The sequence below is a fragment of the Streptomyces sp. NPDC028305 genome (assembly GCF_055569495.1).
In genome coordinates this window covers 793,718-806,903 of the sequence record NZ_JBVHTN010000001.1, presented here as the reverse complement: position 1 = coordinate 806,903, position 13,186 = coordinate 793,718, and the positions used below count along the sequence as shown (strand labels likewise).

Sequence of the window (13,186 nt, the reverse complement as noted above, 5' to 3'; positions counted from 1 at the left end):
GTTCCCGGCCTCCATCCCTACTTCAGCTGGCCGGCGGTGTAGTAGCCCTCTTTTACGAGGAGCTGGGTGTTGGACTTGTCGATGCTGACCGGGTTGAGCAGATAGGCCGGCACCGTCTTCTTGCCGTTGTTGTACGACTTGGTGTCGTTGACCTGGGGCTTGCCGCCGGTCAGCTCCGCGGTGGCCATCTGGACGGTGGCCTTGGCGAGCTTGCGGGTGTCCTTGTAGACGGTCTGCGTCTGCTCTCCGCGGATGATGGACTTCACCGAGGCGAGCTCGGCGTCCTGCCCGGACACGGCCGGGTAGGGCTTGTCCTTCGTGCCGTAGCCCACGCCGCGCAGCGCGGACAGGATGCCGATGGACATGCCGTCGTACGGCGAGAGCACGGCGTTGACGTCGGCGTTGCTGTAGGCCGCGTTGAGCAGGTCCTCCATGCGGTTCTGGGCGGCGCTGGCGCTCCACTTCGCCGTGTACAGCTGGTTGAGCTTCGTCTGCTTGCTGCGGACGACGAGCCGCCCGTCGTCGAGGTACGGCTTGAGCACGCTCATCGCGCCGTTGAAGAAGTACCGGGTGTTGTTGTCGTCCGACGACCCGGCGAACAGCTCGATGTTGAACGGGCCCTTCTTGCCCCCCTTGTCCTTGGGCAGCCCGAGCTTGTTCACGAGGTACGTGGCCTGGAGCACGCCGACCTTGAAGTTGTCGAAGGTCGCGTAGTAGTCGACGTACTTCGAACCCAGGATCAGCCGGTCATAGGAGATCACCGGTATGTTCGCGTCATGGGCGCTCTGCAGCACATCGGTCAGCGCGGAGCCGTCGATCGGGGCGATCACCAGCAGCTTGTACTGCTTGGTGATCATGTTCTCCAGCTGGGCCACCTGCGTGCGTACGTCGTCCTCGCCGTACTGCAGGTCCGTCTTGTAGCCCGCCGCCTGGAACTGCTTGGCCATGTTCTTGCCGTCGGCGATCCACCGCTCGGAGGACTTGACCGGCATCGCGATGCCGATGGTGTTGCTGCCGCCGCCTTTGTAGCGGCTGCCGCCGACCGCCTCCTGGCCGCAGGCGGTGGCGGTGAGCGAGAGCGTGAGCAGGGCGGCGAGGGCCGCCAAGGCTCGTACCGCTCTGGCCTTACGCATGATCATCGGGTCGTCCTTCCCTTGTGCGTCCGTGGCTCAGGATTCTTGGGGCGCGGGCTGTGACTGCGCCGTGGCGAAGCGCCGCAGCGGCCCGGGCAGCCGGGAGCCCAGCGGGGACATCCCGCCGTCCGCGCCCAGCCGGGCGAGCATGTCGAGCACGAGCCGGCCGCGGCGTACCCGCTCACGGGCGCTGTTCAGCGCGACATCGCGCAGCTGGGCGCCGTAGGGGTAGATGCCGGGGGACTTGCTGAGCCCGAACTTCAAGTAGATGGGGGCGCCGCGGCGGATCAGCTCGGCGGCGTCGTAGATGCGGACAAAGCCGCCCAGGTCATCGGGGGCCTCCACATAGAAGTCCATCGGGGCGCCGGAGACCCGGCGGATCTCGGTCAGGTGCTCCAGCGTCAGGTCCGAGGGGATGTTGATGGAGTCGGCGCCGAGCTGCTCGTACACCGCGAACGAGGCCGGGTTGACCGGGCCGACCAGCGCGGACAGCTTGAAGGTGGTGTCGGCCGGCAGCTCGCCGCGGTCGCGCAGCTGGTGCAGCAGCCACAGCACGCCCTCGTCCGCGACCAGCAGGCACTTGACGCCCAGCGAGGCGGCGCGCAGCGCGTCCTCGACGCAGCCGGCGACCGCGTCATGGCCGCGGGCGCGCAGGCCGCCGCCGCGGGAGTCGGTACGGGTGGCGGCGCCGATGTCCCAGGTGCCGCGCGGGCCGGTGAACAGGCACAGCTCGGCGTTGCGCTCGGCGCAGGACTCCACCATCTCGGTGATCTCGGAGTCGGTGAGCATCCACACGCCGCTGCCCTGGCTGATCCGGTGGATCGGCACATCGAGGCGACTGGCCTCCTTGAACACGGTGGCCAGCGCCTCGGGCCCCTCCACGGAGGGGATCTCGGTGCGCCAGGTGCCGCCGTCCGGGAAGGAGTGCGGGGAGGCGTCGGCGGGGTCGGCGGCGGGGGCGGAGTGGCCGAGCGACGCGAGGGCCGCGTCGGCGGGGCGGCGGGGGCCGGAGGTGGTGGCTGAGGCGGCGGTCACGGTGCTCCCTGTGGAGTGATGGCCGGTGTTTCGGCGTCCGGCTGCTGTGCTGCCCGGCACGTCGTCGTCCGGGGGTACGGAGTTGATCTCATGGCGCCGTCCGGCCGGTCGGTATGCGGCTAGCGCCGCGTGGTCGGACGACATTCGGGTGGCTGGGTGCACGCCGGTACGGGCCGTGTCAGGGCGGCCCGTACCGGCGCGCGGCTACGGGAGGCCCTGCGGGCGCAGCAGGACCTTGCCGACCTTCGGATCGCCGCTGCCGACCAGGTCGATCGCGGCGCCGAAGTCGGTCAGCGGGAGCTCGTGGGTGACCAGCGGGAGGAGGGACAGCAGCCCGGCGTCGAAGACTCGTACCGCGTGCGCCCATGCGCCGGGCGGGGCGCCGAAGACCGTCTGCACCTCGATCTGGCGCACCACCAGGTCGGTGGGGTCCAGGCCGTCCGCGCCCGCCGCCGGGATGCCGGTGAGCACCAGCCGCCCGCCGCGCCGCAGCAGTGCGGCGGACTCCCGGGCCGCGGAGGCGGAGCCCGCCGTCTCGATAACGATGTCGTACGTCCCGGCCTCGGCCTCTGTACCGGCCTCGGCCAGGGCGTCCCGAGTGTGGAACGCCGTCGCGCCGAAGGACAGCGACAGCTGCTCGCGGTCCCGGCGGGTGCCGACCACGAGCAGCTCGGCGGGGGAGGCGGCGGCGAGGAACTGGACCGCGATCATGCCGAGGGTGCCGGTGCCGACCACCGCGACCCGCTCGCCCGGCTGGGCGTTCGCCTTGAGCGCGGCGGCCGCGATGCACGCGGCGGGCTCCAGCAGCGCGGCGGCCGTGAGGTCGGCGTCGTCGGAGAGCGGGTGCAGCAGCCGGGCGGGCAGGGTGAGGGTGGTGGCCATCGCCCCCGGCTGGGTGAAGCCGGTCTCCTCGTAGCCCGCGGTGCACAGCGTGGTGTCTCCGGCGTGGCAGCGATCGCACACCTGGCAGTTGCGGAACCCCTCGCCGACCACCTTCCGCCCGACCAGCGAGACCGGCACCCCGGCCCCGACGGCCTCGACCGTGCCCGACCACTCATGGCCGGGGGTGACCGGATACCGGACGTATCCCTCGGGCCGGCTCCCCTGGAAGACCTCGCGGTCGCTGCCGCAGATCCCGGAGGCGTGCACCCGCACCCGAGCGTCCCCGGGCCCCGGCTCGGCCACGGGGCGGCGCTCCAGCCGGTGGCTGCCGGGCCCGTCGAGTACGAGGGCGTCTTCTGTGCCGCTCACATCTGCTCCGTTCCTGTCCCGCCCTGGACGGGGACCACCGGGTGGGCCCTCCCGCCGGGCGTGTTCTGCCCCCTCGCCTCCGCGGGAATCGCGTTTGTACACCCCTTCGGGCCAGGACGAGGGATATCCCTACTCACTCGGCACTCACTCGCCGCTGGTCTTTGAGGGTTCCCGCTTCTCCCAGCCCTCGGCCCACAGGTCGAAGCGGGCCTGCTGCTGCGGGAACTCGGCGGCCGCGTCGGTGTCGAGCTCGACGCCGAGGCCGGGCGCGTGGGACAGCTCGAAGTAGCCGTCCACGACCTGCGGGGCGCCCTTGACCACCTTCTTGATGTCCGAGTCGGCGAAGTCGTTGAAGTGCTCGAGGATCTTGAAGTTGGGCGAGGTGAAGCCGACCTGGAGGGAGGCGGCGGTGAGCACGGACCCGCCGACGTTGTGCGGCGCGACGAGCACGTAGTGCGTCTCGGCGGTGGCGGCCAGCTTGCGGGTCTCCCAGATGCCGCCGATGTGGCCGACGTCCGGCTGGATGATGTCCACCGCCTGACTCTCGAAGAGCTCGCGGAACTCGATGCGGTCGTGGATCCGCTCACCGGTGGCGACCGGGATGTCCACCTTGGCCGCGACCTTCTCCAGCGCCTTCAGGTTCTCCGGCGGCACCGGCTCCTCCAGCCAGGCCGGCTTGAAGGGGGCCAGCTCGTTCGCCAGGCGGACGGCGGTGGCGGGGGAGAAGCGGCCGTGCATCTCCAGCATCAGCTCGGCGTCCGGGCCGATCGCGTCCCGCACGGCCTCGATGAGCGAGACCGCGTACAGGGTCTCCTTGTGGTCGAGCTCGAAGTGCCCGGTGCCGAACGGGTCGATCTTCAGCGCCTTGTAACCGCGCTCCATGACCCCCTGGGCGGCCTTGTGGTAGGCCTCCGGCGTCCGCTCGGTCGTGTACCAGCCGTTCGCGTACGCCTTGACCTTGTCCGTCACCTTGCCGCCGAGGAGCTGCCACACGGGCACGCCCAGCGCCTTGCCCTTGATGTCCCAGCAGGCCATCTCGACGCAGGCGATCCCCGACATCACGATTTCGCCCGCCCGGCCGTAGTCGCCGTACTTCATCCGCCGTACCAGGTCCTCTACGGCGAAGGGGTCGGATCCGGCGATGTGATTGGCCTCGGCCTCACGGAGGTAGCCGACCAGTGCGTCGGTGTGGCCGAGCATGCGGGTCTCGCCGACGCCGGTGATGCCCTCGTCGGTGTGGACCTGCACGTAGGTCAGGTTGCGCCAGGGGGTGCCGACGACATGCGTGCTGATTCCGGTGATGCGCAAGGCAGTCTGCCCTTTCGCGAGTGGTGCGTTGCGTGGCGTTCGATATTTCGTCACACGTTCGAAATCCTGGCGTGACGGTAGTCACCGGGCGTAAGGGGTGTCAATGGCCATGCGTCGATCGGTTGTCGAATGATTTTCACGTTTGTGGCGGGGGCCGCGCGGGGGGTCGGCGCGTTCGTTGTCGAACGGATATCGGAGCGGGTCCCGGGGCGGCTCTGGCGTTCCGTGAGGTGCGCCCGACCGCGTGTTCGCGGCCGCCGTGGCTGCTTCCCCTCCCCCGGAGGGCGGCTGCGCGGAGTCACGGGCGGTCACTGAGAGCGGCCGGACCACCCCGAGCGCTGTCCAGTCGTGGGGTGGTCCGGCGTCGCATATGTGGTTGTCGTGCGGGGAACCCGCCCGGCCCAGGGCAGACCTCAGTACCGCTGTCGGCCGCCGGGGCGTGAACGCGTACGGCGCGCCCGTCTGGCACCTGCGCCGATACGGCGATCTCTCCCGGGGACGGCGGTCCGCGAGGTGAGGGAAGAGACCGGACTGGACGTAGAGATCACCGGACTCGTCGGTTGGTTACTTGATCTCTACTCGGATCTCGTTTCGCAGGTCAGCCGCGATCCTGGCGCCCTCTTCGAGGGACAGCTTCTCCTTGGTGGCATCGACCACGATGACCACGCCAACCGAGCTGTGGTCGCCCCAGACGCACAAGGGGGTGGTATCCGGCTGGCCGGGCTCGGCGTCGGCCTTCCGGTACTGACACTTCATGATCCCGTGCTTGAACCCTGCTGGTGACTGCTTCTCCTTACTGCCGATGGATTCGGAGGTCAGGGATCCTTGCTGCGCGATGTCGAAGTACGCGTCCACGGCCTTCTCCGGATCGTCCACATCGCCGTAGAAGCCCACGAAGACGATGCTCTTGTTGTTGTCGAAGTCCGAGTCGGGGTCGGTCGTGTCGAGCGTCGACCAGTTGTTGATGACCTGCCTCCCGTTACTGACGCCGAGCAGGAGCGCCTGGTCGCTCCCCCTGTCCTGCCCCTGGGCTGAATCACCCCAGACCTTGTACTCGCCCAATACGGTGTCCGGCGCGGTGAGTTTGTAGCGCTTTCCGTCATCGGGCACGGTTTCGGAGCCGTCACCGCCCCCGCCGAACAGTGCGAAGCCGCCGGCGATCGCGCCGACAACGATCAGCGCACCGACCGCGATGCCGATGGTCTTCCGCTTGGTGTCACCAGCCTGCGGAGGGGTGGGGGGATACCCCGGCCAGCCTGGGGGCGTGAGGGCTTGCGGGTAGCCATAGCCCCGTTGTTCCGGCGGAGGCTGACTGTGACTCATGGGTGAGATATCCCAACTGGACGCGAGGTTGGACGCTTCGTGGTGCGCTGATTCGATCACCGAAGTATCCCAGTCGCGCGCTGCCACCACCTGCCTACGGTGGAGTAGCGGCGGAGGCATCCGCCCCGTGAACCGATGGGCGGGTTGGGCCGGTTGGGCCTGTTGGCTCAGTGGCCGGCGGACCCGTTCCAGTCGACGAGCTGGACGATGACGCCATTGGGGTCGCGTACCTGGAAGGCGCGCTCACCCCACTCCTCCTCCTTCAGCGGCATGGTGATCGCGACGCCCTCTTCGCGCAGGCGGGCCAGCTCGCCTTCGAGGTCGTCGACGACGAGGGCGAGGATCAGGCCGGCGGCGTGCTCGTCCCGCTGGTCGGCGGGCAGGGACTCCAGCCCGCGGCGCAGGAAGATGACGTTCATGCCGAGGTCGTCGCGCGTCAGGGACGCGAAGCCGTCCGCGGCCATTTGCTCGTGGAACCCGAAGTGTTCGACGAGGAAGGCGCTGGAGGCGGAAACGTCCTCGACGTTGAGGGACACGGCACAAGAGGTGACCTTCACGGGCTCTCCTTACGAGATCGCACTGACCAGTTTCTCTATACACAGTACACTATACTGCGTATAGAGAAACTGGCTGTGGGGCGGCCTGGTACACCTGAGTCATGACCGCCGACGACCCCACCACGCTGCCCGGCCTCGGCGCGGAGCCCGCCACCCCGCGACGCCGTGTCACCTGCCGCATGTGCGGGCGGCCGTTGCGGGGGCGTGAGGCGCGGCTGTGGGGGCTCGGGGACGAGTGCCGGGCCAAGTTGGCGGTGCGGAGCGCGCCGAGGCCGCCCGCGCGTGATGTCGAGCAGGACACGCTGCCGGGGATCTGACGGCGGCGCGCTGCCGGGGGTGCCGGGGCGGTTTCGCCGGACCCGATGGCTGACCGCCGATGCGCCGGTGGGAGCATGATCCGGAAGGCTGACGGAGGCCGGCCGACGGATTCTCAGAAGCATGCCGTGATCACTCCTTGGCGCCGCGCTGCTTCCTGCGCGGCGGTCGGCCGTCCGGCGGAGGTGTGGGTTGTTGATGACGGGACGTCTTTCTCGCACGGCGCGGATCGCCGTTGGCGTGGCCGCCGCCGGGCTGGTTGTCGCCGGTGTTCTCGTGGTGCGTGAGGTGAGCTCGCCCGCGTACGGCGTGGAGGCGGCGCCGAGGGGCGACGCGCCTGAGTGCGGGCGGATCGCGAAGGGCTATCCGGCCGACCTGGCCGGGCGGGAGCGCGCTCGTGGCGGGGCGCCCGGGGTCGCTGTGTGGGGTGACCGGGCGGTGATACTGCGCTGTGGGGTGCGCCCGCCCCTGCCGACCGTCGACGCGTGCGTGAACGTCGACGGTGTGGACTGGGTGGTCGAGGAGGCGAAGCTCAGCACCGACCGGAAGGTCCTCGTCTCTTACGGCCGGGACCCGGCGGTGGAGGTTTTGGTCTCCGACCGGGTCGCCGAGATCGACGGTGTCCTGGTGGAGTTGAGCAAGGCCGTGAAGCCGATCCGGCAGGAGCGGAAGTGTCTGTCCCTCAGCGACGTCCCACGGGGCGGCGGCTACGCGCACTGAGCGCCGCCGTCAGTGCGATGCGCGCTTGCCCCCCGTCTGGCGGTCGCGCTCGTAGACCTCCTCGGGCGCGAGGAGTTCGGTCGCGCCGGTGAAGCGGAGGAACTCGGGGTCCAGGCAGTTGTCCCAGTCGTCGGCGCAGCGGTGCTGCCAGGAGGGGCCGTCCCAGTCGTCGTCCTCGCGGGCGCGGTGGACGACCCGGCCCCGCCAGCGGTACTCGATCAGCGTGGCGGCCGGGTGGTCGTCGGCGAACGGGGCGAGCCAGCCGGGGTCGATGGCGGCGAGCGGCTCGCCCCAGTCGGTCGGGGTGGTGGGGGTGGGCAGGGCCGTCGGCGGCGGGTCGGGCAGCGGGGTCGCGGGCGTGGCCATGGGGCCGACCTCGGCGTCACGGTTGTTGCCGGTGCGGTAACTGCCGTTGACGGACAGCCGCCACGAGCCGTCGGGGTGGCGCCGCCACGCCGCCTCGGGGGCGTCGGCCTCGGGCGCGACGGGCGGGCGGTCGCCGGTCGTGGTCGCCACCCGCACCTCGTCGAAGCCGTACCGGCAGTACCGGTACGGGCCGTCGTTCACATCCTCCTGCCAGATCAGGTCCAGTTCGCGGCCCTCGTTGTAGTGCCGGCCCCAGACCGCGCCGTAGAGGTAAGGGGCGTGGTCCTGGCAGAAGTTCACGATGTCGGGGCTTTTGCCCGAGCCGTACTGGATGTCGACGTAAGCCCCCTCCGGGCCGCACCGGGTCACCACCGGGACGTGGTACGAACCGCCGCGGCCGAGCAGCATCCAGGTGATCCACTGTGCCTCGACACCGTTGATGCGGTCGCCGGGGCGGGCGTAGACCCGTATGGCGTCGGTGAGGATGTTCGACATGCGCTCATGGTGTCATCCGGCGTGGCGCAGGTTCAGTTGGCGATCCCCACCGTGTGGCGCACCGTGTCCGGGTCGGCCAGGCAGGTCAGCAGCGCGTCCGCCACATCGGCGCGGCTGATGGTCATGCCGCCCGGGACGTTGTCGTCGATCACGCGCCGATACGTGCCCGTGTGGGGCTTGTCCGTGAGCTTGGGCGGCCGTACGACGGTCCACTGCGTGTTGCTCGCGCTGATCGCCTGCTCCATGGCCGCCAGGTCCGCGTAGAGGTCTCGCAGCATCCTGCGCAGCAGCGGATAGACCATCACGCGGGTGAGCGCGCCCTCGCCCTCGGCCACGGGGCCGACCGGGGCGGCGCTGATGGCCGACAGCCGGCGTACGCCCGCCTGGTCCATGGCCGTGGCGATCGCGCGCAGGGCGGTGCCGGCGATGGGGGTGCTCTTGGCCTGTGCGTTGTTCGTCGGGCCCACGGCGGAGATCACCGCGTCCCGGCTGGCCACGTGGGGGAGCAGTGGCTCGTGGTGGGTGAGGTCGGGGACGGTGACCACCTCGAGCCGCGGATGGGCGGGGACGGGCAGCCGCGCGGGGTCGCGCACCACCGCGGTCACCTGGTGTCCCGAGTCGAGGGCCTGCTGCACGACGTGACGGCCGACGCCGCCGGTGGCGCCGAACACGGTGAGCTTCATGGGGTTCCCTTCAGGGGCAAGGGGGGTGAGTGAGCACTTACTCACCCCCGTCTCCGGTAGGGTGAGTGAATGCTCACCCCGAAGTCAAATCGGCCCACCCCGGAGCGTCTGCTGGACGCCGCCGAGAAGCTGATGCGCACCACCGGACTGGCCAACGCCACCACCAAGGCCATCGCACGCGAGGCGGGCTGCTCGGAGGCGGCGCTCTACAAGCACTTCGCGAACAAGGAGGAGTTGTTCGTGCGGGTGCTCACCGAGCGCTCGCCCAACGCCGGGCCACTTCTCGCCGCGCTCACCGGCGACCCGGGGGAGCGCACCGTCGAGGAGCGCCTGGCGGAGATCGCCCGCCACGCCTCGCTCTTCTACGCCGACGCCATGCCGATGGCGGCCTCCCTCTTCGCGGAGCCGGCGCTGCTCAACCGCCACCGGGACGGCATCCAGCAGATCGGCAGGGGCCCGCACATGGTGCTGGAGGCGCTGACCGGCCATCTGCGGCGGGAGCGCGAACGCGGGCGGATCCGGGCCGACGCCGACCCGCGCGCCGCTGCCGCGCTGCTGCTCGGCGCCTGTTTCCAGCGGGCGTTCTTTCTGCACTTCTCGGGCGAGGACGCGGTGCAGCCGGTGGCGGAGTTCGCGCCGGCCGTGGCCCGTACGGTGTGGGCGGCGGTCGGGTGAGCCCGTCCCCGGGAGGCCTCTCGGGAGGCGTGCCAACTGCGCTGTCGCCGAAGGGCCTTGCGTATGATGCGGGCGGTCTCGCAGCCGCGGGGCCCTTGTGCGTTTCTTATGAGAAAGGCGGACCACCACCGTGTCCGATCACCAGGAGGACGAGGTCCACGAGGTGCTCGACGAGCTGGAAGACGCCCTGGAGGACATGGGCATCGACGTCGAGATCGACGGCGACTGAGCGGCGGGGGTAGCCGACGCCCGTTGGCTACCCTTCTCGTGCGAGCCAGTCCGCGAGCGTGGCGAAGCCGGCGAACCGCCCTTGTCTACCGCGTGGTGGTCCAGGCGCTCTGTCCGGGAGACGGGCTGGTCGAGGACGTCTCCTCCGGGGCGGACCAGGGGCTTACGCCCAGTTTGCCGGTGTTGCCGAGGTCGAGCATTTCGGTCACCGTGTGCGCGGGGCGCCCCGTGGCCGGAGTGACCTCCACCTGGCTGCCGGTGACGGCCGGGGTCGTCGCGTCGGTCACGGTGTTCCGCCACGCCAGGCCCGCCACCGCCTTCTCGCCGGGCCGCAGCGTGACCGGCCGCGGAGCGGCGTCGAAGTTGTCGAGGGTGGCGATGCCCGCGGACCCGTGGCTGACGCGGATGTCCAGTGCCTTTCCGTCCTCGTCCAGGACGCGGATGGCCGGATAGCCGTTCAGCGTGTACGTCTTCTTGCCGCAGTTGACCAGCTCCAGGGTCATGACGCGCAGGCCCATCGCGGCGCTCGGCTCCTCGCCCCGGACGGACACGCCGGCCGGTGAGCAGGTGGGCGGCGCGGTGGGGGTGGCGGTCGTCAGGTCGCCGTAGCGGGGGCCGTCCTGGAGGCGGTCGGGGGCGACGGGGGCGGGCGGCGGGGCGGGCGCCGCGACCGACTCGGAGGCGGGCTTGGTGCCGCAGGCGGTGAGCAGGCCGAGCAGGCCCGCCGTCGTGGCCAGCGCGGCCCGGTGGCGAAGGGGCGACCTACGGGGTGCGGCCGGGGCCGTCGGTCTGTCGGCCTCTGGGCCACTTGTCGTCATGGCGTCATCCTCGCACGGTCGGGCGTGAGTTCGAGTGGTGTCGCGGGTATCCCGACGAAAGTCGGATACGGACCTGGCGATCGGCAGTGGGGCGGGGGCCCGGCGCCGGGCCAGAGTCGGGACATGCGATTCATGACTTCCGCCGCGTCGCGGCTCTCACGGCGTCAACTGATCGGCGGCCTGGCCGCCACGGGGGCCGCGGTGGCCCTCGGGTCCGCCTCCCTCGCCTCCGGAGCGGTGACCCCCGGCAAGGGCCGCAAGGGCGGCACAGAACAGGCGCGCGACGGCGACGCCGTACGGGTCGAGTTGCCCGCGCCCACCGGCCGCCACCCGGTCGGGATGACCGAGCTGCACCTCGTGGACCAGGGGCGGAAGGAGCGGTGGGGGCCCGGGGACCGGGAGCTCATGGTGAGCGTGTGGTACCCGGCGCGGCAGGGGGCGGACGGGGCCTCGGCCCCGTATATGCGGGCGGGCGCGGCCGCGGCGTTCGGGGCGGGCGCCGCGCGGATCCTCCGGATCGAGCCCGGTGCCGTCGACTGGGCCGGGTTCACCACGCACGCCCGCGAGGGGATGGATGTGGCGCCCGGGCTGGGGCCCAGGCCCGTGGTGCTGTACTCGCCCGGGATGTACAACGAGCGCACGCTGGACACCGACGCGGTGGCGGAACTGGCCTCGCGGGGCTATGTCGTGGTGACCGTCGACCCGACCTACGAGGCACACGCGGTGGAGTTCCCGGGCGGCAGGGTCGTCGAGGCGTCGTCGGAGATCGGCAAGATCGAGCCGGTGGCCGAGCGGAACAAGACCGTGCTGGAGGTGCGCGTGGCCGATGTCCGGTTCGTGCTGGACCGGCTGGAGGCGCTGGCGCGCGGCGACAACCCGGACGCCGGACGGCGCCGGCTGCCCGGCGGGCTGGGCGCGGCGCTGGACATGGGGCGGGTCGGGATGTTCGGCCACTCGCTCGGCGGCATGACGACGGCGGAGGCCATGCGGCTGGACCGGCGGATCCGCGCCGGGGTCAACCTGGACGGGCCGCTCGGTTACGACTGGGCGGACCCCGATCTGCTGCTGCCGGTCGCGCACAGCGGGCTCGACCGGCCGTTTCTGCTGATGGGCGCGTGGCTGGACACCAAGTCGGAGCGGCTGCCGCACACCCATGAACACTCGCCGTCGTGGCGGGCGCTGTGGCAGAACTCCACGGGCTGGAAGCGCGACCTGTGGACACGGACGGCCGAGCACAACTCGTTCACCGACTACGAGATCGTCCTCCCCGCCCTCGCCGAGCGCCTGACGCTGCCGGAGGGGCTGCGGAAGCAGATGATCGGCACCGTGGACCCGGCCCGTTTCTCGGCGAGCCGGCGGGCGTACCTCACGGCGTTCTTCGACCGGCATCTGCGCGGGCTGCACCGGCCGCTGCTGGACGGGCCGTCCCCGCGCCACCCGGATGTGGCGTTCATCGGCTGAGCGGGGTGACGACGACGGGCGTCAGCCGCGCGGCGGCGCCGACTGCCCCAGCAGGGTGAGGAAGGAGCGGAAGGCGGCGGGCATGTCCAGCGCCTCCGGGTCGTGCAGCCACTGGTACTGGAGCCCGTCCATCACCGCCACCAGCAGTGGCGCGGCCTCCTCGGGCGTGAGCCCGCCGGGCAGCCGGTCGCCGAACTCGCCGCGGAGGGTGGCCGCCATGTCGGCGCGCACATGCTCATAGCGCCGGGTGAAGTACTCGCGGGCCGGGTGGTCCTCGGTGACGCTCTCGCCGAGGAGGGCGGAGAAGGTCTGCACGATGCCCGGCCGCATGGCGTTGTACTCCACCAGCGAGGCGAGCAGATCCAGCGGCCAGGCGCCCGACTCGCCCTTCCGCGCCGAGCCGGTGTCCCACTGGTCGCGCTCCTCGAGCACCGCGACGAGCAGCGACTCCTTGGTGGGGAAGTAGTGGAGCAGGCCCTGCTGGGTCAGGCCGACGCGCTCGGCGACCGCGCCCAGGGTGGCGCCCCGGTAGCCGCGCTCGGCGATGACCTCGAGCGCGCAGCGTACGATCTCGGCGCGCCGCTCCCCGCCGCGCGCCCCGCGTCTGGTGCCGCCGGGGCCGCGGCCGCCGTGGCCGCCACCACCCCGGCCACCCCCGCCGCCCCGCGTCCCCTCGGCCATCGCCGTCTCCGCCTTCCCGCTCGTGCCGTTTGTCATATGCCGTCGCCCGACCGTACGGCATTCCCGGATCGGCGCGGCCAGCCGAAATCGCATAACGAAAAGATAACTATACCTACCTGGCTACAGGTCATCGCGGG

The 13,186-nt window shown here is 71.1% G+C and carries 14 protein-coding genes and 1 pseudogene; 5 read left to right on the top strand and 10 right to left on the bottom strand.

Features of this window, described 5'->3' with window-relative positions; translation table 11 throughout:
- Positions 1 to 17: 17 nt before the first annotated feature.
- The 4 genes from chvE to ACZ4WQ_RS03690 all read right to left on the bottom strand — a co-directional run bounded on the left by chvE (position 18) and on the right by ACZ4WQ_RS03690 (position 4,727).
- Positions 18 to 1,133: a multiple monosaccharide ABC transporter substrate-binding protein gene (gene chvE / locus ACZ4WQ_RS03705; RefSeq protein ID WP_311722732.1), complete on the bottom strand. Its 1,116-nt coding sequence runs from the start codon at positions 1,131 to 1,133 to the stop codon at positions 18 to 20.
- A 36-nt stretch (positions 1,134 to 1,169) separates the two neighbouring features.
- On the bottom strand, positions 1,170 to 2,168 hold the full coding sequence (locus ACZ4WQ_RS03700; RefSeq protein ID WP_311722733.1) for a hypothetical protein: 999 nt from the start codon (positions 2,166 to 2,168) through the stop codon (positions 1,170 to 1,172).
- Between the two features lie 204 nt (positions 2,169 to 2,372).
- Positions 2,373 to 3,419 carry a zinc-binding dehydrogenase gene (locus tag ACZ4WQ_RS03695; RefSeq protein WP_398369733.1) on the bottom strand — a complete coding sequence of 349 codons (1,047 nt, stop codon included), beginning with the start codon at positions 3,417 to 3,419 and terminating at the stop codon, positions 2,373 to 2,375.
- A gap of 144 nt (positions 3,420 to 3,563) precedes the next feature.
- Entirely contained in the window at positions 3,564 to 4,727 is a 1,164-nt protein-coding gene (locus ACZ4WQ_RS03690) for a mandelate racemase/muconate lactonizing enzyme family protein (protein WP_311722735.1), read from the bottom strand.
- 486 nt (positions 4,728 to 5,213) lie between these two features.
- On the opposite strand from ACZ4WQ_RS03690, the pseudogene ACZ4WQ_RS03685 reads away from it, so the two are divergent.
- Positions 5,214 to 5,295: pseudogene (locus ACZ4WQ_RS03685) on the top strand (DNA mismatch repair protein MutT); the annotation flags it as partial.
- On the opposite strand, the gene ACZ4WQ_RS03680 reads toward ACZ4WQ_RS03685, so the two are convergent.
- Positions 5,292 to 6,140, bottom strand: coding sequence for a hypothetical protein (locus tag ACZ4WQ_RS03680; RefSeq protein ID WP_361192769.1), 849 nt, complete (start codon positions 6,138 to 6,140; stop codon positions 5,292 to 5,294). The pseudogene ACZ4WQ_RS03685 and the gene ACZ4WQ_RS03680 sit on opposite strands and share 4 nt — an antisense overlap.
- 77 nt (positions 6,141 to 6,217) lie before the next feature.
- Positions 6,218 to 6,607: a VOC family protein gene (locus ACZ4WQ_RS03675; RefSeq protein WP_385345811.1), complete on the bottom strand. Its 390-nt coding sequence runs from the start codon at positions 6,605 to 6,607 to the stop codon at positions 6,218 to 6,220.
- Between the two features lie 101 nt (positions 6,608 to 6,708).
- Between ACZ4WQ_RS03675 and ACZ4WQ_RS03670 the strand changes: the two genes are divergently transcribed.
- Both ACZ4WQ_RS03670 and ACZ4WQ_RS03665 read left to right on the top strand, forming a co-directional pair.
- Positions 6,709 to 6,924 (top strand): DUF6011 domain-containing protein, encoded by a 216-nt coding sequence (locus tag ACZ4WQ_RS03670; protein WP_311722737.1) that lies wholly within the window; start codon positions 6,709 to 6,711, stop codon positions 6,922 to 6,924.
- A gap of 196 nt (positions 6,925 to 7,120) precedes the next feature.
- Positions 7,121 to 7,642 (top strand): DUF3515 family protein, encoded by a 522-nt coding sequence (locus ACZ4WQ_RS03665; RefSeq protein ID WP_385345813.1) that lies wholly within the window; start codon positions 7,121 to 7,123, stop codon positions 7,640 to 7,642.
- 9 nt (positions 7,643 to 7,651) lie between these two features.
- On the opposite strand, the gene ACZ4WQ_RS03660 is transcribed toward ACZ4WQ_RS03665, so the two are convergent.
- Together ACZ4WQ_RS03660 and ACZ4WQ_RS03655 are read right to left on the bottom strand one after the other, a co-directional pair.
- Complete coding sequence (locus tag ACZ4WQ_RS03660) at positions 7,652 to 8,503, bottom strand: hypothetical protein (RefSeq protein WP_398369737.1); 852 nt, start codon at positions 8,501 to 8,503, stop codon at positions 7,652 to 7,654.
- A 32-nt stretch (positions 8,504 to 8,535) separates the two neighbouring features.
- Positions 8,536 to 9,186 carry an NAD(P)-dependent oxidoreductase gene (locus ACZ4WQ_RS03655; RefSeq protein ID WP_398369739.1) on the bottom strand — a complete coding sequence of 217 codons (651 nt, stop codon included), beginning with the start codon at positions 9,184 to 9,186 and terminating at the stop codon, positions 8,536 to 8,538.
- A 69-nt stretch (positions 9,187 to 9,255) separates the two neighbouring features.
- Here ACZ4WQ_RS03655 and ACZ4WQ_RS03650 point away from each other — a divergent pair, with 69 nt between their 5' ends.
- Positions 9,256 to 9,861: a TetR/AcrR family transcriptional regulator gene (locus tag ACZ4WQ_RS03650; protein ID WP_361192694.1), complete on the top strand. Its 606-nt coding sequence runs from the start codon at positions 9,256 to 9,258 to the stop codon at positions 9,859 to 9,861.
- A gap of 314 nt (positions 9,862 to 10,175) precedes the next feature.
- On the opposite strand, the gene ACZ4WQ_RS03645 is transcribed toward ACZ4WQ_RS03650, so the two are convergent.
- Positions 10,176 to 10,907, bottom strand: a complete 732-nt coding sequence (locus ACZ4WQ_RS03645) for a DUF4232 domain-containing protein (RefSeq protein WP_361192691.1) — start codon at positions 10,905 to 10,907, stop codon at positions 10,176 to 10,178.
- A 123-nt stretch (positions 10,908 to 11,030) separates the two neighbouring features.
- Between ACZ4WQ_RS03645 and ACZ4WQ_RS03640 the strand changes: the two genes are divergently transcribed.
- Positions 11,031 to 12,368: an alpha/beta hydrolase family protein gene (locus tag ACZ4WQ_RS03640; RefSeq protein ID WP_398369742.1), complete on the top strand. Its 1,338-nt coding sequence runs from the start codon at positions 11,031 to 11,033 to the stop codon at positions 12,366 to 12,368.
- Between the two features lie 21 nt (positions 12,369 to 12,389).
- On the opposite strand, the gene ACZ4WQ_RS03635 is transcribed toward ACZ4WQ_RS03640, so the two are convergent.
- Complete coding sequence (locus tag ACZ4WQ_RS03635; RefSeq protein ID WP_398369744.1) at positions 12,390 to 13,085, bottom strand: TetR/AcrR family transcriptional regulator; 696 nt, start codon at positions 13,083 to 13,085, stop codon at positions 12,390 to 12,392.
- Positions 13,086 to 13,186 lie beyond the last annotated feature (101 nt).